This is a genomic window from Chryseobacterium metallicongregator, from assembly GCF_031324065.1.
GTDB classification, from domain to species: domain Bacteria; phylum Bacteroidota; class Bacteroidia; order Flavobacteriales; family Weeksellaceae; genus Chryseobacterium; species Chryseobacterium metallicongregator.
On record NZ_JAVIXS010000001.1, the window covers coordinates 248,227 to 272,898 of the forward strand.

26 protein-coding genes are annotated in these 24,672 nt (G+C 35.1%); 11 read left to right on the forward strand and 15 right to left on the reverse strand.

The features are described 5' to 3' along the window. Positions 1 to 22: 22 nt before the first annotated feature. From REB14_RS01135 to REB14_RS01150, 4 genes are all read left to right on the forward strand, one after another. Positions 23 to 976, forward strand: a complete 954-nt coding sequence (locus tag REB14_RS01135) for an ATP-grasp domain-containing protein (RefSeq protein WP_079241894.1) — start codon at positions 23 to 25, stop codon at positions 974 to 976. A 32-nt stretch (positions 977 to 1,008) separates the two neighbouring features. Continuing rightward, positions 1,009 to 2,130: a carboxylate-amine ligase gene (locus tag REB14_RS01140; protein ID WP_079241895.1), complete on the forward strand. Its 1,122-nt coding sequence runs from the start codon at positions 1,009 to 1,011 to the stop codon at positions 2,128 to 2,130. 33 nt (positions 2,131 to 2,163) lie between these two features. Further along, entirely contained in the window at positions 2,164 to 2,997 is an 834-nt protein-coding gene (locus REB14_RS01145) for a type 1 glutamine amidotransferase (RefSeq protein WP_079241896.1), read from the forward strand. A gap of 246 nt (positions 2,998 to 3,243) precedes the next feature. Continuing rightward, positions 3,244 to 4,422: a hypothetical protein gene (locus REB14_RS01150; protein WP_309521261.1), complete on the forward strand. Its 1,179-nt coding sequence runs from the start codon at positions 3,244 to 3,246 to the stop codon at positions 4,420 to 4,422. 327 nt (positions 4,423 to 4,749) lie between these two features. Here REB14_RS01150 and REB14_RS01155 read toward each other — a convergent pair whose 3' ends face one another. The 3 genes from REB14_RS01155 to cphA form a co-directional block, all read right to left on the reverse strand. Next, complete coding sequence (locus REB14_RS01155) at positions 4,750 to 5,169, reverse strand: N-acetylmuramoyl-L-alanine amidase (protein ID WP_079241897.1); 420 nt, start codon at positions 5,167 to 5,169, stop codon at positions 4,750 to 4,752. A 230-nt stretch (positions 5,170 to 5,399) separates the two neighbouring features. Continuing rightward, on the reverse strand, positions 5,400 to 5,549 hold the full coding sequence (locus REB14_RS24185) for a bacteriocin-like protein (RefSeq protein WP_425248757.1): 150 nt from the start codon (positions 5,547 to 5,549) through the stop codon (positions 5,400 to 5,402). Positions 5,550 to 5,952: 403 nt separating this feature from the next. Continuing rightward, the gene (gene cphA, locus REB14_RS01160) at positions 5,953 to 8,583 is read right to left on the reverse strand and encodes a cyanophycin synthetase (protein ID WP_309521262.1); all 2,631 of its coding nucleotides are present in this window, start codon (positions 8,581 to 8,583) and stop codon (positions 5,953 to 5,955) included. Between the two features lie 198 nt (positions 8,584 to 8,781). On the opposite strand from cphA, the gene REB14_RS01165 reads away from it, so the two are divergent. The 3 genes from REB14_RS01165 (at position 8,782) to REB14_RS01175 (ending at position 11,239) form a co-directional block, all read left to right on the forward strand. Then, a complete protein-coding gene (locus REB14_RS01165; protein ID WP_034695508.1) occupies positions 8,782 to 9,672 on the forward strand; it encodes a cyanophycinase in 891 nt (296 codons plus the stop codon). 388 nt (positions 9,673 to 10,060) lie between these two features. Next, entirely contained in the window at positions 10,061 to 10,903 is an 843-nt protein-coding gene (locus tag REB14_RS01170; protein ID WP_309521263.1) for an isoaspartyl peptidase/L-asparaginase, read from the forward strand. A gap of 99 nt (positions 10,904 to 11,002) precedes the next feature. Further along, the gene (locus tag REB14_RS01175) at positions 11,003 to 11,239 is read left to right on the forward strand and encodes a YtxH domain-containing protein (RefSeq protein WP_034695510.1); all 237 of its coding nucleotides are present in this window, start codon (positions 11,003 to 11,005) and stop codon (positions 11,237 to 11,239) included. Positions 11,240 to 11,335: 96 nt separating this feature from the next. On the opposite strand, the gene REB14_RS01180 is transcribed toward REB14_RS01175, so the two are convergent. From REB14_RS01180 to REB14_RS01220, 9 genes are all read right to left on the reverse strand, one after another. Next, positions 11,336 to 12,127 carry a class I SAM-dependent methyltransferase gene (locus REB14_RS01180; RefSeq protein WP_309521264.1) on the reverse strand — a complete coding sequence of 264 codons (792 nt, stop codon included), beginning with the start codon at positions 12,125 to 12,127 and terminating at the stop codon, positions 11,336 to 11,338. A 20-nt stretch (positions 12,128 to 12,147) separates the two neighbouring features. Next, a complete protein-coding gene (locus REB14_RS01185; RefSeq protein ID WP_145953241.1) occupies positions 12,148 to 12,675 on the reverse strand; it encodes a hypothetical protein in 528 nt (175 codons plus the stop codon). 197 nt (positions 12,676 to 12,872) lie between these two features. Then, positions 12,873 to 13,412: a PH domain-containing protein gene (locus REB14_RS01190; protein ID WP_079243933.1), complete on the reverse strand. Its 540-nt coding sequence runs from the start codon at positions 13,410 to 13,412 to the stop codon at positions 12,873 to 12,875. 62 nt (positions 13,413 to 13,474) lie between these two features. Further along, the gene (locus tag REB14_RS01195) at positions 13,475 to 14,122 is read right to left on the reverse strand and encodes a GNAT family N-acetyltransferase (protein WP_079241902.1); all 648 of its coding nucleotides are present in this window, start codon (positions 14,120 to 14,122) and stop codon (positions 13,475 to 13,477) included. Positions 14,123 to 14,140: 18 nt separating this feature from the next. Continuing rightward, entirely contained in the window at positions 14,141 to 14,989 is an 849-nt protein-coding gene (locus tag REB14_RS01200) for a PH domain-containing protein (protein ID WP_309521265.1), read from the reverse strand. 11 nt (positions 14,990 to 15,000) lie between these two features. Then, positions 15,001 to 15,864 (reverse strand): SHOCT domain-containing protein, encoded by an 864-nt coding sequence (locus tag REB14_RS01205; protein WP_309521266.1) that lies wholly within the window; start codon positions 15,862 to 15,864, stop codon positions 15,001 to 15,003. Positions 15,865 to 16,052: 188 nt separating this feature from the next. Continuing rightward, complete coding sequence (gene hisS / locus REB14_RS01210) at positions 16,053 to 17,423, reverse strand: histidine--tRNA ligase (protein ID WP_079241903.1); 1,371 nt, start codon at positions 17,421 to 17,423, stop codon at positions 16,053 to 16,055. Between the two features lie 120 nt (positions 17,424 to 17,543). Continuing rightward, positions 17,544 to 17,999 carry an HRDC domain-containing protein gene (locus REB14_RS01215; RefSeq protein WP_238594254.1) on the reverse strand — a complete coding sequence of 152 codons (456 nt, stop codon included), beginning with the start codon at positions 17,997 to 17,999 and terminating at the stop codon, positions 17,544 to 17,546. A gap of 12 nt (positions 18,000 to 18,011) precedes the next feature. Continuing rightward, positions 18,012 to 18,344, reverse strand: coding sequence for a single-stranded DNA-binding protein (locus tag REB14_RS01220; protein WP_047429680.1), 333 nt, complete (start codon positions 18,342 to 18,344; stop codon positions 18,012 to 18,014). 350 nt (positions 18,345 to 18,694) lie between these two features. Between REB14_RS01220 and REB14_RS01225 the strand changes: the two genes are divergently transcribed. Then, the gene (locus REB14_RS01225) at positions 18,695 to 19,072 is read left to right on the forward strand and encodes a helix-turn-helix domain-containing protein (RefSeq protein WP_309521267.1); all 378 of its coding nucleotides are present in this window, start codon (positions 18,695 to 18,697) and stop codon (positions 19,070 to 19,072) included. A 70-nt stretch (positions 19,073 to 19,142) separates the two neighbouring features. On the opposite strand, the gene REB14_RS01230 is transcribed toward REB14_RS01225, so the two are convergent. The 3 genes from REB14_RS01230 to REB14_RS01240 form a co-directional block, all read right to left on the reverse strand. After that, positions 19,143 to 19,928: a GLPGLI family protein gene (locus REB14_RS01230; RefSeq protein ID WP_309521268.1), complete on the reverse strand. Its 786-nt coding sequence runs from the start codon at positions 19,926 to 19,928 to the stop codon at positions 19,143 to 19,145. Between the two features lie 593 nt (positions 19,929 to 20,521). Next, positions 20,522 to 21,547, reverse strand: coding sequence for a methyltransferase (locus REB14_RS01235; RefSeq protein ID WP_309521269.1), 1,026 nt, complete (start codon positions 21,545 to 21,547; stop codon positions 20,522 to 20,524). Between the two features lie 144 nt (positions 21,548 to 21,691). Next, complete coding sequence (locus REB14_RS01240; RefSeq protein WP_309521270.1) at positions 21,692 to 22,483, reverse strand: hypothetical protein; 792 nt, start codon at positions 22,481 to 22,483, stop codon at positions 21,692 to 21,694. 318 nt (positions 22,484 to 22,801) lie between these two features. Here REB14_RS01240 and REB14_RS01245 point away from each other — a divergent pair, with 318 nt between their 5' ends. The 3 genes from REB14_RS01245 to REB14_RS01255 are packed head-to-tail and all read left to right on the forward strand — an operon-like array spanning position 22,802 to position 24,651. Further along, positions 22,802 to 23,707 (forward strand): arginase family protein, encoded by a 906-nt coding sequence (locus REB14_RS01245; protein ID WP_079241909.1) that lies wholly within the window; start codon positions 22,802 to 22,804, stop codon positions 23,705 to 23,707. Next, positions 23,708 to 24,301, forward strand: coding sequence for an HPP family protein (locus tag REB14_RS01250; RefSeq protein ID WP_034695530.1), 594 nt, complete (start codon positions 23,708 to 23,710; stop codon positions 24,299 to 24,301). Positions 24,302 to 24,306: 5 nt separating this feature from the next. Then, a complete protein-coding gene (locus tag REB14_RS01255; protein WP_034695532.1) occupies positions 24,307 to 24,651 on the forward strand; it encodes a hypothetical protein in 345 nt (114 codons plus the stop codon). The last annotated feature ends 21 nt before the right edge of the window (positions 24,652 to 24,672 follow it).

Here is a 24,672-nt window from a genome sequence, read left to right on the forward strand (position 1 = left end):
ACCCACCTTAAAAACAAAAATTATGACAAAAAAAGTAGGAATTCTTTTCGGTATGGAAGACACTTTTCCCTGGGCATTTATAGACAAAGTAAATGAAATGGGAGGTGGAGATATCATCGCTGAACCCGTTACTATTGATAAATTGGAACAGGGTGCAGATTATGGTTATGCAGTGATTATCGACAGAATTTCACAGGACGTTCCCTTTTACAGAGCTTATTTAAAAAATGCAGCCCTTAACGGTACTTATGTAATCAATAATCCATTCTGGTGGAGTGCTGATGAGAAATTTTTCAACAATGCCCTGATGTCAAAACTGGGAATTCCGCTTCCTAAAACGGTTCTCCTTCCATCGCACGAAAGACCGGACAATACTTCAGAAACTTCATTCAGAAACCTGAAATTTCCTCATGACTGGGAATATATCTTCAATTATGTAGGGTTTCCTGCATATATGAAACCTCATGACGGTGGAGGCTGGAAAAATGTGTACAGAGTAGAAAATCCGGATGATCTCTGGAACAAATTGGGAGAAACGGAACAGCTGGTGATGATGGTACAGGAAGAAATTATCTTTGATGATTATTACAGAGTGTACTGTCTGGGTCAAAAATATGTCCACATTATGCCTTATGAGCCGAGAAATGCACCTCATCTCAGATATGCCACCACTCATCAGACCCAAGGTGAAGAACTTGAAAAATTATTGAAAACCATTCATGATTATACGATTAAAATGAATCAGGCTTTAGGATACGATTTCAACACTGTGGAATTTGCTGTAAGAGACGGTATTCCTTATGCCATCGATTTCTGTAATCCCGCTCCTGATGCAGACCGAAATTCTGTAGGAGAAGAAAACTTTGCATGGATCATAGAACATGCTGCCAAACTGGCTATTGAAAAAGCTAAAGAATATGTTCCGGGGAAACCTAACATTGCCTGGGGAACATTCGTGAAGGATTCCATTAAATAACATTGAAAAAGAATTAAAAAACACAAAAGTACATGCATCATCAGTTTACTATTGGAATTGAAGAAGAATATCAGATCATCGATGTTGAAAGCAGAGATCTGGTTTCTCACGTTTCAAAAATTATTGAAGGCGGCAAAGCGGTTTTAAGTGAGAACTTAAAGCACGAAATGCACGAATCCATGATTGAAATGGAAACGGGAATCTGCCAGAACATTCAGGAAGCCAGAACAGAATTAACGAATTTAAGGCGTCACCTTATCAATATAGCCCATGAACAGGGACTTCGTGTTTCCGGAGGTGGTACTCATCCTTTTTCGCATTGGTCAGACAACAGTATCACTCAGGGAGAAAGATACATTAAAATCGTAGATGATATGGGAGATGTGGCCCGTGAAAATCTTATTTTCGGACTGCATGTTCATATTGGAATTCCCAATCGTGAAGAAGGCGTAAGAATTCAGAATGTGATGAGGTATTTCCTTCCTCACGTATACGCCCTTTCTACCAATTCACCTTTCTGGATTGGAAGGTATACAGGTTTTAAATCGTACAGACAGGAAATCTTCGTAAAATTCCCAAGAACCGGTATTCCGAGTTACTTCAACTCTCTGGCAGAATTTGACAGTTATGTAGATCTCCTGGTAAAAACAGGAACCATCGACAATGCCAAGAAAATCTGGTGGGATCTACGGGTACATCCATTCTACCCTACAATTGAATTCAGAATCTGTGATATGCCGCTAAGAATTGATGAAACGGTATGCCTTGCTGCTATCATGCAGAGTCTCGTTGCCAAAATCTATAAACTTCACCAGCAAAATCTGAGCTTCAGAAGCTACAGAAGACTGTTATTGAACGAAAATAAATGGCGTGCCTCCAAAAGCGGTATCGAAGCCCATCTGATCGATTTTGGGAAAGAAGAATCCGTTCCTTATCCTCATTTATTGAAAGAACTTTTAGAGTTTATTGATGATGTGGTAGACGATTTGGGATGCCGTCATGAAGTGGAATATGCATGGAAAATTCTTGAAAACGGAACCGGTGCAGACCGACAGCTTCAGATCTTTAAAGAAACTGGTGATCTGACGAAAGTCGTTGATTATATGATCTCTGAAACCGAGTATGGCATAACCCATGGTGAACCTGCTTCATAATTTTTTTGGTAACTTTACAAAAAATATGATGTAATGAAAGATATTCGAATTGCTCTGCTGGACATGAACAATAATCATGTGAACCAAGGCTTTAGAAACATTAAAGAAATTTCTGAATCTTTTCAGCAGAACTCTGAAGAAAATGTTGTTATCAAAACATTTGATGTAAGATTTAAAGATGAAATGCCGGAGATTGGGGATTTTGATATTTTCATTTCTTCAGGCGGTCCCGGAAATCCACATCGGGAAGGTCTTGCCTGGGAAGACAGATTTGCTTCTTTTTTAGATGCTGTTCTTGAGCATAATAAATACCATGAAGATAAAAAATATCTTTTCCTGATCTGCCATTCATTCCAGCTGGCAAGTATTCACTGGAATCTGGGAAATATCTGCAAAAGAAAGTCTTATTCTTTCGGAGTAATGCCTGTTCATAAAACAGATGAAGGTAAAGAAGAATTCTTGTTCAAAAATCTTCAGGATCCTTTTTATGCGGTAGATTCGAGAGCCTACCAGTTTATTGAACCGGATCATGAGCGTTTTGAAGAATTGGGCATGACCATCATGGCGATTGAAAAATTCCGACCTCATATCAATCTTGAGAGAGCGGTAATGGCCGTTCGTTTTTCGGAGGAAATATTCGGAACACAGTTTCACCCGGAAGCCAACCCTGAATCTTTGATCGAAAACCTGAAGGATGAAAAGAATAAAGAAGCTATGATTGAAAGCTTCGGAATGGAAAAATATCTTGAAACAATAGATAGAATAGACGATGAAGATAAAATCATTCTGACCAGACATCAGATTCTTCCGAGATTCCTTCAGTTTGCAAAAAAAAACATTTTGAAAGAAGCTAAGACTTTGGCTTAAAAAATTAAATCAATATAAACCACAAAAGTCACAAAAGAGATTTGGGCATTAAGTCTAATAAGCAATCATAAAAGCTGTTGAAAAGAACACATAAGCTTTCTTGAAAATCAAAGATTTCCCAATTAAATAGATATTTTATAAAAGTGTATTGTAAACTTTTATATTCTAAAAACTTTTGTGCCTTTTGTGGTAAACTCAAATCGGGCAGAAATGCTCGATTTTTTTAACATCACAAAGAAAAAAAATATGATTCCAAAATATAGAAAACAGTACAATCAGGCGTTTTCAGATGAAAAATACAATCAACTCAAAAGTATCCTGACAGAAAAGGGAGGAACAGAACCTACGTTCAGAGTTTCAGAAAGTCCTATTTTTTTGACCAAAGAATTTGAGAATAAGCTTATAGAAGCCAGTGAGAGTATTATCAGCCAGATTAAGTCAATGCCGGCAGAACTTCTTCAAAAAGCCATTCCTGAAAACTGCAGAGTTCCCAATGATACCCTTCAACCCCATTTTTTCACCATAGATTTTGGAGTCTGCAAAAGTGAAAACGGAGCAATAGAACCTCAGCTGATCGAGCTTCAGGCATTTCCTTCTTTGTATGCTTTCCAGAAAGTATATGAGGAAACGTATTGTGAAGTCTACCCTTTTCTTGCAGAGATCAGAAATCCTATGCCGCATGAAACTTTTAAAAACTATTTAAAAGAACTGATTGTAGGAGATGAAAATCCTGAAAATGTAATCCTGCTTGAAATTTTTCCGGAAAGACAAAAAACAGCTATTGATTTTGCTTTGACAGAAAAATTAATAGGAATTAAAACCGTATGCCTGACGAAAGTAAAGAAGGAAGGACGAAAGCTCTATTATGAAAATAATGGTAAGCTAACTGAAATCAAAAGAATCTACAACCGTGTGATATTTGACGAGCTGGACAATATTCCTGATCTTACTACAGAATTTGATTTCCGTGAAGAAGTGGATGTCAAATGGATCACCCACCCCAATTGGTTCTTTAAAATCTCAAAGTTCCTTTTGCCATTACTGAAGCATGAGTTTGTTCCAAAGAGTTATTTCCTGCATGAATTCCCGGAAAATGAAAACCTGGATGATTTTGTATTAAAACCTTTATTTTCATTCGCGGGAAGTGGCGTTAATTTAAATCCTACAAAGGAAGTTACAGAGGCTATTCAGGATAAAGAAAACTATATTTTGCAGAGAAAAGTGTACTATGAACCCATTTTTGAAGATATCAACGGAGATTTTTCAAAAGCGGAGATCCGTTTGTTGTATATTTGGCGGGAAAATGACGACCGTCCTATTCTATTGGAAAATCTTGGAAGAATGACAAAAGCCGCCATGGTCAATGTAGATTTCAATAAAAAAGATGCCATCTGGATTGGTAGTTCTAATGCTTTTTTCGGATAAAATCAGCTTCACCTCAGATTAGAACGTATTCCTTTATTTTTATCTTAAAAATGCAGAGTATAAAGAAAACCTGGGAAAACGTATAGAAACAAACCTCCGAAATGTCGGAGGTTTTATCTTTTACTACTGAAGATCTCTCCGGGATTAAAAAAAAATCCCCCAACAAAGGAGGATAAAAAAATTGACATGTACGCTGTGTTTTCACAAACATTGTAAATATACGGATAGGCTGTTGGGATATTCTACGGGAAACCGTAATGACTGATTTTTAATTGTTTGTATATTAAGTTTCCCATAATGTTATTTTAAAAACGCTTTTGCACGAGTTCATGTTATTAATAACCCAGCATATTCTTTCTTAGCATCAAAACTAGGGCAAGCTTTATGAACATTGGGAAAATCTCTATGTCCTTGAATTTTAGCTCTGGGAAATTTTGATTTTAATTCTCTTAACAGCTTTATAATAGATTTTTTTTGCTCTTCCGTTCTTGTGTCTTTTGGATGGTTGCTTTTATCAATGCCTCCGATGTATGATATATTGATAATTTGAGAATTCCACCCTGCAACTCCATTGGATACCTGATCGATGGGCAAAGTGTTGACTACTTCTCCATCCGCTTTTATCATATAGTGATACCCTGGATTTTTCCATTTCAGGTTTTCCTTCCAATACCTTTTAATGCTCTCTATTTTAACATCTGGCTGTGTTGCGGTACAATGTATAACGATGTAATTGATTGTTCTCATGGATTCATTTTATTTATTTTGAGCAAAATTAAACCTGTAACTCCCAAAATAGTGAAGGAAAAACACCCTATTTTAAATTGACAGGCCCGGACGCCTGAAAACCAGGAAAAGCTGATTAAAAACTATTTAGAAAACAGTAGATCTCGGGAAGAAGTCTATAAAGTCTGAGTGAAGATGTTTAAACTTTGAAATATAAGAACAAAAAATCCCTCTCAGCGAGGGATCGTTTTTTATAAATCGGGACATGCCATTTCATTGTCATGCGGAATGCATACCTTAACATTCCATGGCACCGGGCAATCATGCCAACCTGGAGGACATCCTCCTTTTCCGTTGATACTCCTTAATTTCTCCTTAGAGATTTTCTTTAAATTTTTCATGGTTTTGATTTTAGTTTAGAAGTCAAATATAAAAACTATTCTCCATTTAGAGATTTAATATAAAGAAATAATGGTTACGGGTTTCCGTAAAAAAAGAAGGTTTAAAAATAACTATAGAATCCCCACTCTCAACTCATAATAAAAAATCCTCCCAAACAGGAGGACATTAAAAAAACTTGACTTGTACTTTTAGTTTATACAAACGATGTAAATATACGGAGAGACTGTAGGTATACTCTACGGGAAACCGTAATGATTAACTTTTAATTGTTTGTACAATAGTCATCACAGATATATCATCTGTTTTTAATCAAACAAACTCTACTACAACACAATAGATAAAAAAATTGCAATACGTTTTTTTGTTCCGTATTGCAATTTTAGTAAGTTTTATATAGATGTATTACACGTTTTTATCATCTTCCAAAAGTTCTTTGGCCTGATATTCCTGAACCAGATCAATGGCATTGGAAATAACATCACTTAAGGCAGTAATAAACGTTCCTTCTTCTGCCATTCCAATCGCATGCTTTAAAGCTTCAATCTCTTTAGGAATAATCTCATAACTAACGTCTCTGCCTGCAGAATTAATCCCGTCAATAATCAATCCGTTGATTTCTTCTTCCGTTCTTCCACGTAGATGTTTCTCATTTCGGATAATAATATAATCGAACATTCTTCCGGCAATTTTTCCGCATTCTCTGATATCATTATCTCTTCGGTCTCCGACACCGGAAATAATACCGATTTTCTTTGTAGACTCTACGTTTTTCAGATAATCTTCAATGGCTTCGTATCCTGAAGGATTATGGGCAAAGTCAATCAGAACTTTAAAGTTTTTGAATTTAAAAACATTCAGTCTTCCAGGAGTAAGCTGAGCACTTGGAATAAACGTTCTCAAAGAGTTCGAAATATCCTCAATTCCAAATCCATAAAGATAACTTGCCAAACTGGCTGCCAGTACGTTTTCAATCATAAATCTGGCCTTTCCTTCCATCGTAATCGGGAAATCTTTGGCTTTTCCTATTCTGATTTTCCAGTCTCCTTTTTTGATGGTTACAAAACCTTCTTCAAACACACAGGTGATCTTTCCTTCTTTGGCAAATTTTACAATATGAGGGTTGTTTTCATCCATACTGAAAATAGCCACATTAGAATCGAGATCACTAACAATCTTCATGGAATATTCGTTGTCGGCATTCAAAACACTCCAACCACTCTTTTTCACGCTATCCAGTACAACACGTTTTACTTTGGTAAGATCTTTCAAACTGTGAATATCATTCATTCCCAGGTGATCTTCTTCAATATTGGTCAGAACTCCGATATCGCATTGTGAAAAACCAAGACCGGATCGTAAAATTCCGCCTCTGGCTGTCTCCAGAACTGCAAATTCCACCGTAGGATCTTTTAAGATAAATTCTGCAGAAAGCGGCCCTGTAGTATCTCCTTTTGACAGCATGGTATTTTGAATATAAATTCCGTCTGAAGTCGTAAATCCTACTCTGTAACCATTACTTTTTACAATATGAGAGATCAGTCTCGTTGTGGTTGTTTTTCCATTGGTACCTGTTACCGCAATGATTGGGATGGTAAAAGGTTTTCCTGGAGGATACAGCATATCAACCACCGGAGCAGCTACATTTCTTGGTAATCCTTCACTTGGAGCAAGGTGCATTCTGAACCCTGGTGCTGCATTCACTTCAATAATAGCTCCACCACTTTCTTTTAAAGGCTGGGTAAGGTTTTCTGCCATCACGTCAATACCGCAGACGTCCAACCCGATAATTTTAGAAATTCTTTCAGCCATTGTGATATTTTCCGGATGCACCATATCTGTTACATCAATGGAAGTTCCTCCGGTTGAAAGATTAGCCGTTGATTTCAGATAAACCACTTCTCCCCTTTGAGGAATAGTTTCCAGCGTATACTGAAGCTTATCAAGCAGTTCTAAAGTGTCTTTATCAACTTCAATTTCAGTAAGGACATTTTCATGACCATAGCCTCTTCTTGGATCTTTATTTTCTTTTTCAATAAGCTGCTGAAGGTTCAGTTCTCCATCTCCTACAACATGGGCAGGAACTCTTCTGGCAGCAGCCACCATTTTATTATTGATGACCAGTATACGGAAGTCGTAGCCTGTGATATATTTCTCAACAATTACTTTTCTTGAATATTTCTGAGCATGTTCAAGACCTATCTTAGCAGCATCCCAGTCGTTGACATTAATGGAAGAGCCTTTCCCGTGGTTTCCATCCAAAGGTTTTAAAACAATAGGATATCCAATTTTTCTGATAACTGCGTTTAAATCTTCTTCATCAACTACCAAATCCCCAATCGGTACGGGAATCGCAGCATCGTGAAGCATTCTTTTGGTTAATTCTTTATTACAGGCGATGTCAACCGCAATAGAACTTGTTTTCCCTGTAATAGTGGCTTGAAATCTTTGCTGATTTACTCCATAACCCAGCTGTACCAATGAATTTGTTCCCAATCTGATCCATGGGATTCTTCTGGAAGCAGCTTCTTCCACAATACTTCCGGTAGAAGGCCCCAAACGGACACGCTCTCTGATTTCTTTTAATCTATGGATACATGCATTCAAATCATAGTCTTTGCTTTCAACCAGAGCTTCTGCAATCTTCACAGATTCTTCTGCAGCATAAATTCCGGCATTTTCTTCGATATAATTAAATACCACATTATATACTCCCGGAGTTTTTGTTTCACGGGTTCTTCCAAACCCTACATCCATTCCTGCCAGGGTTTGTATTTCCAAAGCAATATGCTCAATGACATGTCCCATCCATGTTCCCGTTTCCACTCTGTGGAAAAAGCCTCCTTCCACTCCTTCCGAGCATCGGTGCGTCATCAATGATGGGATTAATTTTTCAATCCTTTCCCGGAATCCTTCAATTTTATTGGTAGGATAATTCTCCATTTCTTCTAAGTCCAACCTCATCTGTATCAGCTTCTTTCTTCTGATGCTCCAGATGTTAGGACCTCTTAGTGCCTGAATCTTTTCGATTTTCATAGTCTATTGGCATTTTAACAGTTAACAATAACTCCTTTCAAAACCAAAGATAATGTAAAACCCTAAACGAAACTATACCACATTTAAAGATTCGTTAAAAAAAAATTAATTTTAATTAACATTCCTAAAACATTAAAAATCAACTAAAGATGGCACGAATTTCGCCAAAGAATGTTAATTATTTTTTAATTTTGTACCATGACGAAACCTGTTGGAAAATTAATAGTTATCGGAGGCGCTGTAAACAAAGGAAGTTTTGCTGAAACCGATTATGATCAGAATATCGAAAAGAATCTTAATTTTTTTGAACGTGGGATCTTAAGAAAGATCATCAACGAATCAAAACTGAAAGAAAATTCTGTGATTGAAATCGTTACCACTGCATCTCAAATTCCCCAGATCGTAGGTTCTGAATATAAAAAAGCATTTGAATTTCTTGGGGCTAAAAATGTAAATGTTCTTGACATCCATAATCGTGAGGAAGCCAATTCTGATGCGATGGTAGCCAGAGCCAATGCTGCCGATGTTATGATGTTCACAGGAGGAGATCAGTTGAGACTGACTTCTATTCTTGGAGGCACAAGATTCCACGATACGGTTTTATTAAAATATCAGGAGCAGGATTTTATTTATTCCGGAACTTCTGCGGGAGCTGCTGCAGCTTCTGAAAATATGATTTATCAGGGAAGCAGCTCTGAAGCTCTATTAAAAGGAGAAATTAAAACCACTCAGGGATTAGGTCTGATTGATAATGTTATTATTGATACGCATTTTGTACAACGAGGAAGAATCGGCCGTCTTTTCCAGGCAGTAGTCAACAATCCGAGAACTCTGGGAATCGGCCTGGGTGAAGATACGGGACTTTTCATTCATAACGATGTCATGACTGCTGTGGGCTCAGGCCTTGTGATCTTAGTTGACGGAAGATTTATCAAAGATACCAACCTTACTAATATCAACCTTGGAGAACCTATTTCTATTGATAATTTAACGGTACATGTGATGTCTATGAATGATCATTATGATCTTACAACGAAGACATTAACAATTGAAAACTCTCAGTTTAATCCGATACCACAGGATAAATAGCTGATATAATCAAAAAAATATTAAAAGCGTCTAAACTTTTTGCAATGATTATTTTTTAACCATAAATTTATAATATTTTAAATACTTAAGTTTTTTATAGTTAAGCTTCATGTATAATAAGTACACTTAAGTATTCTGAAAATCTTTGATTTTCATCTTATGTAAACTTTTATCCAGAACCATTTTAAACCTACTGAGGTGAGCTAATGTGTTTTAACATGAAAACTTTTGTGACGTTGTGGTTTTATAAAATTTAAACAACTTCATTATTGATGAATATAAAATGGAACTTCGGTTTCATTTTTTTGTTTAAAGTTGAATGTTTAATTAGAATATATAAATTAACTTCGTAAAAGAATATCATTTATCAATCATCATCTATAATTTTATGAAAGTAATTATCCACGGCGGTTTTTTCTCTGAAAGCGACCAAAGTCATGAAGTAAAAATAGCAAAACAGAACTCTTTAAAAGAAATTGCTCAAAAATCGTTTGAGTATCTTAAAACTCATTCTGCATTTGATACGGTTGCCTATGCCGTTTCATTACTGGAGGATGATCCTTTATATAATGCAGGAATCGGTTCTCAGATCCAGAGTGATGGTGTTATCCGTATGAGTGCTGCCATTATGAATGGAAATACTCAGAGACTAAGTGGTGTAATTAATATTCAAAATGTACAGAATCCTATTTTTGTGGCTAAAGATCTTATCAATGAAGATGACAGAGTTTTAGGAGGAAATGGTGCCAAGATCTATGCTACAGAGAATGGATTTGAGAATTTTTCTACAGAAACACCTCAGAGAAGAAAAGAATATGAAGCCAAACTTGCTAATGGAGGTAAAGGAACTGTGGGCTGTGTAGCCATTGATCAGGAAGGAAAACTAGCTGTTGCCACCTCTACGGGAGGGAAAGGTTTTGAGATTCCAGGGAGAATTTCGGATTCTGCCACAGTGGCCGGAAATTATGCCAATGCTTTTTGTGCCGTAAGCTGTACCGGCGTAGGTGAAGATATTGTGAGTAATGCTACTGCTGCCAAAATTGTAACGAGAGTTACAGATGGTATGAACCTTGAACAGGCTTTTAGCAAGACATTTGAAGAACTTGCAGTCATTGATGGGTTTGCAGGTGCTATCGCTATTGATAAAGAGGGAAATATTTATCATCAGGATTCATATCCCACTATGGTTTTCGCCAGTTTTGATGGTGAAAATTTTGAAGTCTTCTCTTAAATTTAACATTTTTTTATAAGTCCAGTTATTTTTTTGGCACGTATTTTACATTATTCATAACAACAAATTTTAATATTAATACTTAAAAAAATAGAAATCATGGGAAACAAGACAAAAGGATTATTAGCTTTACTAGGACTAGGTGCATTAGCTTATTGGAAATATAAGAATTCAAGCCCTGAAGATCAACAAGCTGTAAAAGATAAAATCAATACTGCAAAAGATAATCTTAATAAGTGGGGAAATGACCTTAAAAGCAAAGCAAATGACGTTGCTTCCCAGGTTCAGAATAAAGTAGACGAAGTAAAGACAAAAGCAGAGGATTCCCTAAGCTAATCAACACAGAGCAGTTTTTTTAACATTCATATATAGGAAAAAAGTCATCGTAGTAGTACTACGGTGACTTTTTATTGTAATACAACCCTTAAGGTTTTATTTTTTCTGTGCTATAAGCGCATAGACAAGAGGTATTTTATTTCCGAACTGTGGAATTCTCCATTTTCCTGTTTCAAATTCTTCTACATGCCTGAAACAAGGATATGGTGACCAGTTAAACTCCAGGAAAGTATTCAGTTGCAAATCTTTCTTTATCAAATTATCGAGAACTTCTGATAAAGAGTGATTCCACATGACGTATTCCTGCTCAATAGGTGCAGACTGATCCGCATAAGTACCTTCATAGGTTTCTACAATCGGTTTCTCATTGAAATAATTGTAAGCCACTTTTGTAAAGTCATCGTCAAACATCCAGACAACAGGATGGAATTCTGCCATAATGAACTTTCCTTCCGATTTTAAGAAATGATTGATAATTCCAGCCCATTTTTCAAGATCAGGAAGCCATCCTATTGTACCGTAGCTTGTATACACAATATCAAATTTCTGATCCAGAACATTGGGCAGATTATACACATCTGAACAGATAAATTCTGTATCAGCACCACATTTCCGGGCAAGCTCTCTGGCAGTATCAATAGCTTTATCAGAAAGGTCTATCCCGGTAACTTTAGCTCCCATTCTTGACAAGGAGATAGAATCCTGACCGAAATGGCACTGCAAATGCAGAATAGTTTTCCCTTTTATATCCCCAAGAATATCTAATTCTATTGAGTTCAGAGAGGTTCTTCCTTTTAAAAATTCATCCACAAAGTAGAAATCCGATTTCAGATGAGGTTCTACTTTAGCGTTCCATGATTTTTTATTGATTTCTAAGTAATTTTCCATAGTTTAATTCTTTAAATCATCTATCTCATCCAGCCTTGAACAATATAGTTTTTTGTGATTAATTTTCTTTCAGGTTTATTGACATCATCTGGTTTAAACCAAACCTCAATTCTACCCCCATAAAACTGTCCCCAATCGCCTTCATAGATTGTAAAGTCATCTTTTAATTCAAATCTTTTTAATTCATCTGGCTTATTTTCAACTTCAATCTGGCTTTTCTTTTTTATACTTTCCTCAGAAAGAATCTGGTTTTTAGTAATTTCAAATATTTTCAGATATACTTTCCCTTTTTCAATCTTATGTAAAAACAGATCATATTTATACATCCCCGGCTGGAAATAATCGTAAAGAATAAAGTCCCGCTGATGAATATTTATTCTGTCATTTTCATCATTAAGCTTCAAAGGTTTTTCAAATTTAATATTTCCGGGAATTTTTAATCCTTCCGCGAAATAATCATAAGGATAAAACATCAATGCAAAAGTGAAGTAACCAAAGGTAACCGCCGCCAATGCTACTGTAGAAAGAATCTGCAAAATTCCTTTCAAATAATCTTTCTTTACAATCCTGATGATACCCAGAACAAAAGTAATCAGAAGAAAAATAAAAGGAAGAAAACAGCAGATATACAATGTATACCTATTAAATAGAGAAAGTCCAAAAAAAAGCAGAAGAAAGCTACAAGGACCGAAACTAATACAGAGTTATACCAATTATTATTAAAAACTTTCCACATATTGTATGTTTATGGCAGTTTCTCCATCAATTTTTTCTTTTGCTCCAGAAATTCTTCTTCGCTTAATACTCCGGCTTCCCTTAGTCTGCCCAATTGTTCCAACTGATCTAAAACGCTAGGTTCGGATTTGCCTTGAAAGGATTTTTCAGGTTGGGACATGAAATCCCTTACTTTTTCGCAAAACAGCTCAGCATGATACTTTCCTACTCCATCAATCTCTACAATATCATCAGTAACCTGAATATCTATAGAAGCCAGTAAGAATTCCGTTTCATATTGTATGGAGCTTATTTTGCTGTAAGAAAAATCTTCTACTTTCAGTCCGTACATGAACTCCTTATCTACAAAAATCAGCCTTCTCTCTGTAGCTACTAAGATGATATGATGATTGTTCAGTTTGTTTCTACCTTCTACGAGATAGACAATTCTTTCATCTGATGATAGGATATCCGGCAATTCATGAATTTCTTTTCGGGCAAATATGGTAGGGCTTATATCGAGATTTTTAAGTTCATCTCTTATTTCGTCAAGTCTTGATTTTTCACTCATAGCATTAGTTTATGGGTCTAAATTACTGTTTATTAGTAATAAAATTTAATTCAATAAAAATATTAGTCTTCTGATGGTATCACAATGGAAGTATGCAGACTGTACAGCTTCCAGCCTAAGGTTTCATACAATAGTTTACCTTCTTCCGTAGCCACTAAAAGATTATTGGGACATCCTTTGGACAAAGCGATCTTCTCCAATTCTTTCAATAAAAAACGGGCAAGCCCTTTCCTTTGATGATTTTTTTCGGTAATGATCCTGTCATAGATAGCACAACCATCTATAAGAGAGACACGCCCTATGGAAGCCAGTTCGCCATTTTCGGCTACAATTCTGATCACGAAGGTAGTGTTATATTCAGAAAACATAAAGTGATATCCTTCTGCAAGACTGGTTTCCGGAAATTCCATCGGGTGAAAACAGGTCATCAGATATCCCTGTGACTGCAGTTGCCATCTTTCAGGGATTTTCTCTATAAACTCATCAGGAGAAGTGGATACCTTCAGATAAATCCAGGGCTCATCAATTGAATCGGCAAGCTGGAAAAAATCCTCATTAAGCTCAGGAAATACGAAACGTTCTTTCTGTTTTTCATCTCCTACAGTCACATGGAATCCTGATTTATAGGACACAGGAAAAGGTGTTTCTCTTGACAGGCACCATCCTTTCAGCCAGTTTTCAACTATTTTTGAAGATACTTTATCCTTCATGATTGGGTGTTAAAAGTTTTATTTTAATTGCTCCAATAATTTCTTTTTTTGCTCTGCAAATTCCGCATCGGTTAAAATTCCGTTCTCTCTCAGCTTTCCTAATTTCTCAAGTTGATTAAAAACTTCTTCTGATGAAACTGAAACACCTTTGTTTGCAGAGCCGATTTGTTTTGAAGGTTGTTCCTGAGGACTATTATAAGTACTTTTTATCTTATCGTAGAATTTTTCTGCATCTTCTTTATCCATGAAACATTCAAACTCTACCACTCTTTCATCAAGATGCAGCTTAATAATGGGGGATCTCGGATCTGTTACAAAGCTTATAGCTTTAATAGTTTCATTAGGGTAATCATTGATTTTTGCGTCGCCAAACATAGCTTTTGATACAGAAATTAATCTCGTAGGGGTTGCCACTAATATTCCGGCAGCTAAGGTATTGACAAACTGTGCATCTGTAATTGCAATGATCTGTTCTTCTTCAGAGATAAGATAAGGAAGTTCCTTGATTTCTCCTTTGGTAAAGATGGAAAGATTCGCATTCAGCATTTCCAGTTCATTCTTTATTTTCTGGTGTCTTCGTTTGTAAATCTCTTTTGAGATTTGATGAGAGCCATAATTTATCGCTGCAGGAAGATTCTGTTCTGCTATCATGACTGCCTGAACTGTTTCAGTTTTTTCTGCACTCAGCATGGTATTGATATCTTTAATGCTGAATTTATTAAGATTATAAAGCAACTCATCATTGATATCGGTTACTTTATTTAAACATTTATTACATAAAATATTACCGTCTGAAAGCTTATTTGCACCCAAAAGCGTATCCATGGATGTTAATTCTGTAGTACACAATGCACAATTATTGTTCATTTCTTCTTCTTTTATAATTTATCAAGCAGTTTTTTCTTTTGTTCTGCAAACTCTTCATCTGTTAAAATTCCGTTTTCTCTTAGTTTTCCCAATTTTTCCAGCTGTTCAAAAATTGTATTTGAATCTTCTTGAGCTGCAGAATATACATCTTCTTGTACCAGATCCGGAATTGTTTGAGTAAATGCCTGTAATGGACTAGACTCTTGTCTGAATTCATTTTCAGTATAAGTTGTACTTCTGTTTTGAACATTGGAAAATGCTCTTCCATCATTTTTATTATGCAGTTTAAACTGTGCAGAACCTCTATAAGTATTGATTTTCAGTATTGAATACAAAAGGTTTTCAGTATGATCGATAGAAGAGATATCCTGAATGAAGAATTCATTTTTTGCAACACCACCCAGAAATTTTTTATCAATAAAAGCAATTCTTTTCTGGGTTGAAAATATAATCCCTTCTCTGTTACTCTGAAGGTCTATACCTTCTGCAATGGCCAATAATCTTTCATCTCTATCCAACACATTCGCCAATTCATTCACTTCCTCATTCGCCAAAACGCTCAGTCTTGCATTAAGTGCAACAATCTGATCTTTTATTTCATCCAGTCTGGTGGGCGCATCATATTGGTCGTGATGATTGGTCGTGGAATGAGATCCTCCCGAGTTCTGGCCGGCATCAATTTTACTTTTCAGAATCATTCCTGTAATTTCTGCAAAATAGAATTGGTCAAGATTATTGATAAGGTCTCTATTGATCGTAATAGCTTTAGTAAAACATCCTGCACACAAATAACCACCATCAGCAAGTTTATTTTTACCAACGGACATATCAGTAGCCGTCAGCGGTGTTCCGCACAATGCACAAATAATATTCATCTGGTTTTTATGTTTAAAAGTTTTTATGAATACAGAGCGTCATTTCACCCTGTTTTATAATATCGACTCCAAATTACAAATTCTAAACCGATTGTACAGGTTAAAAATATTTAAATCTTAGCATCCATCAAATAAAACAACCACAAAATTACTTTTGTGGTTGTTTTATTTTTTATAGGTGTTTACTATTATTCTCCTAAAAACTCTTCTAAAGAAACAGTTTTCTGTTCTCCAGCCTCAAGATCTTTGAAAGTAACTGTATTATTTTTAATTTCTTCTTCACCCAGGAAAACAAGATTTTTTATGCCTTTCTTTTCAGCATAGGTAAACTGCTTGTTGATCTTTGCATTTTCAGGATATAATTCAGCTGAAATACCTTTTGCTCTTAGCTTCATGATCAGCTTTAATGCATCAGTGATTCCTTCACCTCCAAAGTTAGCAAACAGATACTCTATTTTGGCTGATGCTTCTTCAGGGAAAAGATTCAGTTCTTCCATTACCAGGTAAATTCTGTCTAATCCGAATGAAATTCCTATTCCCGGAATGTTTTTCACTCCAAAAACTTCAGTCAGGTTATCATATCTCCCACCACCTCCAATGGACCCCATGGCAACCTCATCTGCTTTCACTTCGAAAATAGCTCCGGTGTAATAGTCCAGACCTCTTGCCAAAGTAATATTGAAAACCAGGTTTTGAATATCCACACCCAGGTTCAGAGATTGTGTAAGAACAAATTCAAGTTCTTCTACTCCTTTCAGGCCGATTTCATTTCCTGTAAACTTTTCTTTCAACTGAAGAAGATTTTCCAACGCATCGTCTGACTGGCTGAATAAGAAATCCAGTTTATCAATAGATTCCTGAGAAATTTCTCTTTCCAATAATTCTTTTACAACTCCGTCTTTACCAATTTTATCCAGTTTATCCAATGCTACAGTAAAATCAATCAGTTTATCTGTGATTCCTGCATATTCTGCCAATCCGGAAAGAATCTTTCTGTTGTTCATATGAATGGTTACTGGAACTTTCAGATCGGCAAATGACTTCAGATATAACTGAACCAGCTCCACTTCCTGTAATAAACTCTCACTTCCTACAACATCAGCATCACACTGATAAAACTCTCTGAATCTTCCTTTCTGGGGTCTGTCTGCTCTCCAAACCGGCTGGATCTGAGAACGTTTGAAGGGAAATGTCAGTTTACCATGATTCATTGCCACGAATCTTGCAAAAGGTACGGTAAGGTCATAACGAAGGGCTTTATCTGTAAGACTTTCCGCACTGAATGGTTTGTCTAATGCTTTCTGAAAGTCATGAAGCATCTGATTCTTTTTCTCTTCTTTTGCTTCGTTGATACTTGAATTTAAAATTTTAAAAATCAAGCGGTCACCCTCTTCTCCGTACTTTCCTGTCAGTGTAGACAGATTTTCAAAACTTGGAGTTTCCAGTGGCTGAAACCCGAATAATTCGAAATTATTCTGTAAAATATTGATGATATATTTTCTTCTGGAAACTTCCTGTGCCGTAAAATCTCTCGTCCCTTTTGCTAAACTTGGCTTCATTTCTTATATGTCATTTTGATAAATGCAAAAGTACGGAATTACAAGGACTTTACACAGTATAAAAAGCTGAAGAAAATCTTCCCTCAGCTTTTCTTGTTGTGTTATCAATTATTAAAAAAATCATACGCTTTCAAGAATCTCAAGGATCTCTTCACCATAGTTTTCAATCTTATGCTTTCCAAATCCCTTGATCTCCAGCAATTCTTCTTTTTTAGCAGGTTTATACTTGGCTACAGATATCAGTTCTTTATTGCTCGCGATGAAATAAGTGGGCAGGTTCTGTTCTCTGGCTTTTTCTGATCTCCAGAGTTTCAGAGCATCCAGAATCTTTTCTTCATCTGTATTCAAAAGATCATTTTCTGCAGAATATTTAATTACCTTAGGTTCTTTTATTGTATTTTTTATCAATTTTAAGTCTTCAAAATACAATATTACAGACCAATATTTTTCTTCACTCACAAAAGCTGTTTCCACTTTCATGATCTCATTGCCTTCCAGAAAATCATCCAGCATTTTCTGATCTTTATAGAGAAACTCTTCAGGCAGCCTGATTTTAAAAATTTTCACTCTCATCATTTGTGTTTTTTATTATTTACCTCCTAATAAAAGAATCTCGTCTACACGAATTTCTGTGATATACCGTTTTACCCCATCTTTATCATCATATGATCTGTAGGTGATTTTTCCTTCTATGGCAATTTCTTTTCCCTTAGATACATACTTTTCAAAGATTTCTGCTGTTTTCCCAAAGGCAATCAGGTTGTGCCATTGTGTTTCTTCTACTTTTTCTCCTTTAGCATTCGTGTAGTGATCGCTGGTAGCTAAAGATACACTTGCTTTTACATTTCCGTTGTCGAAGTTTACCATTTCAACTTCTTTTCCTGTGTAACCAATTAATGTTACTTTGTTTCTTAGTGACATAACTTTTATATTTTAAAGATTAATAAATTCAGATAAGAGACGTTCACTTTTTTTCTCAAATCTCTGTTGCAAAGATTGCGATGTTCCGATACCACAGTCGGTTATAAACTATTTAAATCCGTTTGTAGTCGTTTGAAAACGAATAATAAAAAAAACAGAATTCCGTAGAAACAATATTTATAAAGATTTAAAAGCATTAATCATCACTTTTAAAGTAAAAATTAAATGATGAAAAACCACATCTTAAAATATTTTTCTCTTTCTAAAAAACATTGAAAAATAGATGCGTTACAAGGATTTTTTTTCTCTTTAATTTAATTTTTTTTTGCAAATTTGTAAAAATGTCTGATATGCAAAAAGAAAAACTCCGTACAGTAAGAAAGATGAAGGGCTTCACTCAACAGCAAATGGCTGAAGTGATTCCTACTGACGTCTCCAATTATAGCAGAAAAGAAAGCGGTGCTGTATCTATAACACAGGCAGAATGGAACAAGCTTGCCCAGTATTTAGAGGTTCCTGTGGAAGAAATCTACGAGGAAGAGGAAGCTAAAATTGTTATTGAAAATCCTGTTTTTAATGACAGTCCAGGATCTTCTGTAAATGCTAATAATGGTGGTGATAATAGCAATGTTACAAATATTGGTCATGAACTAAGCATAGAAATCATAAAAACGATGCAGGAATATATTGGTTTGCTTAAAGAAGAAATTGAAAGACTTAAAAAATAGAAAGCATCAAAAAAATTGACAGATTAAAATTAATTCTTTTAATAAAAAAAACATCTCCTAGAGATGTTTTTTAGTATATGCTTAATTCGATGGGATTGTAATTTTTTGCTCTACTTCCTGCTTTTTTAAGGAGAGAACGACGCTCTTCAGTATCTTCAATGAATTTGTTATAAAGAGTGGGATCAGTTAATTCTTTTCGTTGATAGTCAAATATTTTTTCTTTCTTCACTGGTTTAGCATTAGAATGCAAATTAGCAGAAATACAATAATATTTCCTTTTTTTGAAATTATACATCGTAAAATGATAATCATCTTTGTCATCAAACACTTCCAAAATCAACCCTGGTAATTTACTAAACTTGTATGGACCAAAAGGAAAGGGTATTTCTTTTGTAAAATATGCAATCCAGGTTCTACCATATTTTTTTGTTATAGCTTTTTGGCATTTATACTTCCCAATTGTTTTAAAGTCATTTGTAAGTTGCCAATTGATATTATTTGTTTCTTCGTATTTAAAGTATTCATTAGATGTTTTAAAAGTTACATAAATCTTTCCTGTTGTTGTTCCTATATTTTCCGGAAAGTCGGAAATATATTTCATTTGCTCGTCAATCGGACTATTTTCATGAAGTTTTTTTTCTAAACGCAATGAGTCTCCGACATATTGATTAATGTTTTTATAGTAAGATTCTTTTTCGTTCATCAAAAGAGCAAACGCAGCATCCTGGATAATAGCATTTTTGGTTTGATTTTTATAAACTAATTTGTAATCAGCTTCATATACTACATTAAAACCTCCTTGAGATTTAATAATGATTATAAAGAAAAAGAAAAATAGACTGCAGTAAATTTTCATAGTTTAAATAATACAAGCAAAGCATAAATAATACTTTGCTTGAAATTTTGAATTAGTAATTAATGAATATAAAGAGTTATTCCTTTGGGCTTAGTACCACATTCATTATAATTAACAAATTGTAAAAAGTTGGTTATTTGCTCCATTGTATATCCTTCTGTTTGCGTTACATTTACAACACTCCCACACTAGGTTCTGAAAGGGAATGCGCTAACTATACCAGCTAGCAAAATAGCACCTAATAAAATTGTTTTTTTTCAGAATTTGTTTTTTTTAATGATTAATAATAAATTTAAATTAAACATTTTAAAAATAGAAAATAAATCAAAATTGATGTGAATTATTTCATTATGTTAAATGTTTGAAAAACAATATTTTAAATAAAAAAAATCACATGTATTTAAAAATTACAGCTTTATATAATTTCTGTAAAATATAATTTCTAATTATAATTAAATAAGAATATAAATTTAAAATTATGTGGGAAATTTTCTGTTCTGACTTTCATCTAAAAAAATCCAACAAAAAAGGCACTCAACAAAATTGTTGAGCGCCTCCTACTTAATCATGCAACTAAAAATAAAATTTGAAATCTATATTTTTTCACATTCAATAATGCTTTTTGCTTCTGTTCCGATATGAATAAGCTGATTAAACTTTAATCCTGCTTTTTCAATGATTATTTTAAACTCACTTAAACTTCTTTCTTTTCCTGTAAGGCAGGCCAGCATAACAATATCCAGAAGTTTGGCCATATGGGGTTTATTTAAAGAATCATCAGGGATAACGGCATCTATGATTAATAGCTTTGCCCCTTTAGACATGGCATTATAACAGTTTTTCAGAATTTGTACACATTCATCATCACTCCAGTCATGCATAATCCATTTCATGGTATATAAATCTGCTCCCTGCGGAACTTCATTAAAAAAACTTCCTGTAGCGACAGAACATCTTCCTTTCAGATTTTCAGGAATCATCTTAATTGTTTTCTCAATCACATTGGCTTCATCAAAGATAATCCCTGAGCTTTCCGGAGCATTATTCAGAATGGTATGGATCATTATCCCATTGCCGCCGCCTATATCAACAATTTTTTTATAAGGTTTAAAATCATAGTTTTCTATAATGCCTTTCAGCTCCATTCCGGACATTCCCGTCATTCCTTTTCCAAAGTTTTCCCCTATTTCAGGAAATTCTTTATAAAAACCCCAAAGATCTTTCCCATGAATATGTTCAAATGGTATTTTCCCTTTCTGAACTGCATACGTCAGATCCCCATAACCAGGAAAGTGCTCATTCATAATGGTTAATACAAAGTTTTTTGCAGTTCCTGGCGCATCAGTTTGCAAAGCAGCTCCAAAATCATTCAAAATAAAAGTTCTGTTTTCTGATTCTTCAAATATTCCGGCACCACTCAATGCTCTCATAACCCGGTACAGTTGCGTTTCATGTGATTGAGTTTCTTCAGCAAGGAAGGAAATTGTTTTCGGACCAGAGGCCAGCAAATCTGCAATATTGAGTTCAGCAGCTGTTTTTACACATCCGGTTAACCATAAACCTCCTAATATTTCATACATTTTAAAAGTAAACTCAGGTTTAACGGCTTGTTTTTCCATAGTAAGCATTTTAATTGAATAGTATTTTTATGGGTTTTAATGTTTAACAAATTATATCTGTCACCATGAAAACAAGAACAAACTCTTTAAGTTTGTTCTTGTCTGACATCTGTCAAATTTGAAAATAAGCTTTTAATAATGAGATTAATCTTTGGCTTGAGAAATCCTTGTAACACTATCAATAGTAGCATCTAATGTGGTATCAGATTTTATTTTAATAAGATACCCGCTGCCTATAGATAAAGGATCTGCAACGCTCACCAGATAAAAGACAAGATTTCCGGAAGTTACCCCGTTGGGAGCCACAGCAGTCTGATCTATAGAAAATGTTGAAGGAGGAAGTGGATTGGAAAGATTTACAGTCACAAATGCTACAGAGCCGTTATTCTTATTACTGTAGCTCACAATAACCCTCCACATGTGAACCTGACCTGCAATAGGATTTTCCAAAAACTGTCCTGTAGAAGGGTTGTATATATCTCCCGGCACCGGGCTTGCAATATTTTCCGGCCATGTGGTAGTAGGAGGTGCCGCAAAGTCTGTTACAATATTCATCGGTGTCTGATAAACAATATTCTGATACGTCATTAAAGGAACTCCTCCTGAAGATTTGAAGGCAAATGTGGGTTTCACACCTGCTCCACTATTCAGTTTAACAACTCCTTCATTCGCTGTTGTTAAGGTTGCTGAAGAGATCACTGTACTCCATTGGGTCCCATTATAGTACCTTAAAGTCTTATTGGTGGAATCGTAGATGATCATTCCCGCAGTGGGTGTGGTTACGTTAGCCGGAGGATTGGCATTTCTTGAGAGTACAACTGCTGAATTAGCTGAGGTGACATCAAGAACTCCTTGTGGAGAAGTGGTGTTAATCCCTACCTGTCCAAACATAAATGAAGAACACAGAATACTGAGTAATAAATTGGATTTTTTCATGGTTTGTTTTTTTTGAATGTTTGATATCAAAATTACAAAAAAACACAATACAGTGAAATAAAAATTAAATTTATTTACTGAAAATAAGACTGTTATACATAACAATATAGGTTTATGAATGAATATTTTTTCATAAACACCGATCAATATTACATTATTCAAAACACAGAGAAGTACAAAAAAAGTTTACATGTTTTAAAAACTGATCCTATAAATCAAAATCCTTTATTTTCATAAAATAGAATGAAATACTGATGAGTGCTTTTTTAATTATCCATTTACAAACGGATAATTCCTTATCTTTGTGAAAATTCATCTATGAAAAGGAGCATCAATATTTTTGAGTTTCCTCTCAATTTGGGACTTACCAAAAAGGAACATGAGACAGAACCCGGAGTTCGAAAGCTTCCGGAATGGCTCAGAAAATTTGGTTTTCATAGCAGAATTAATCCTGTCAATGTTTTCAGACTGGAAGCTCCTGAGTATTCTATGGACTTTGATGAGGAATCGAAAGTCAGAAATGCCAATCAGATTATTGAATATGCTAAAAAACAGGCAGACTGTATTCTCCATCATTACGAAAAGAATACATTCAATATTATTCTTGGAGGCGACTGCAGCATTCTCATAGGAAATGCCATCGCTCTGAAAAAAACAGGGAATTTCGGACTTTTTTATCTTGACGGGCACACAGACTTTATCCTGCCGGAGCTTTCTGAAACCGGAGGTGCAGCAGGAATGGATCTCGCCATTATTACAGGTACCGGACATCAAAAACTGACTAATATTGACGGTTTAAAGCCTTACCTTTCCGAGGAAAATATCTTCTGCTGTGGAAATGCAGAAACTGATGATAAAGAATATGTTGATCAGATGATCAATTCCAATATTCATTATTTTGATTTATACCGTCTGAGACAAAATGGTTTCAGAAAAACGGCTGTAGACTTTCTGAAAATGGTAAACGATAAAGGGTTGGATGGATTTTTCATTCATTTTGATGTTGATATCCTGAAAGATGAGATTATGCCTGCTGTAGACAGCAGAATGGAAGACGGAATCAGCTATGATGATCTCGGGGAAATGCTGAAACCTTTATTCGAAAACCCTTTATGCTTTGGAATAGAGATTACCATTTTAGACCCTGATTACGATGAAAACGGAACGTACACCCGTCCGTTTGTAGACAATTTAATTCAAATTATAAAAAATAAAGAAGAGTAAATGAAGAAGACAATCAAAAGAACATTCAGAGTTTCAAAATATGTGATCTATAAAGAAACACTTGTTGACTATAAAGAGCATTTCTGGTCATTTTTAGGTGCATTTTTTGGCATCGGGATCATTGCATTTATCCAGTCTCACTCACTTACAGAAACGGAGAATATATTCCTGATTGGTTCTTTTGGAGCATCAAGTGTTCTTATTTATGGAGCAATACAGAGTCCTCTGGCACAACCGAGAAATCTTATCGGCGGACATGTTCTGTCTGCATTGGTAGGAGTTACTGTTTATCAGTTTGTTCCGGATATCATCTGGCTTTCGGCACCTTTGGCAGTAGCATTTTCCATAGTATTGATGCAGTATACAAAAACTTTGCATCCACCAGGCGGAGCTACTGCTCTGATTGCAGTAAGTTCTACAGGGAAAATTCCGGAATTGGGATATTGGTATGTTCTCTCTCCTGTTCTTTCCGGATGCATTATTCTTTTGATTGTTGCATTATTTTTCAATAATATTACACCTAACAGAAGTTATCCTACCCACAGCATGTTCAAAAAACTGCTGAAAAAAAGACACAACCATCACTTAAAATAAAAATCATGAATTGTCTGGAATGTGGCGAGAAAATCATCGGAAGATCAGATAAAAAATTCTGCAACGATGCCTGTCGAAACGCCTATAACAATAAGCAGAATAAGGACTCTAGTAATCTAATGCGGAATGTTAATAACAAACTCCGTAAGAATTACCGTATCCTGATGGAAATAAATACCGATGGCAAAACAAAAGTCCCAAAATCCAGACTGGATGGCTTAGGTTTTGATTTCGATTATTTTACTAATCTGAAAGTTTATAAAAACGGCTCTGAATACAAATTCATTTATGATTACGGTTATAAACTTCTGGAAGATGATTTTGTACTGATTGTAAAAAATCAGGCATAACCTATCCACCACAAATATAAT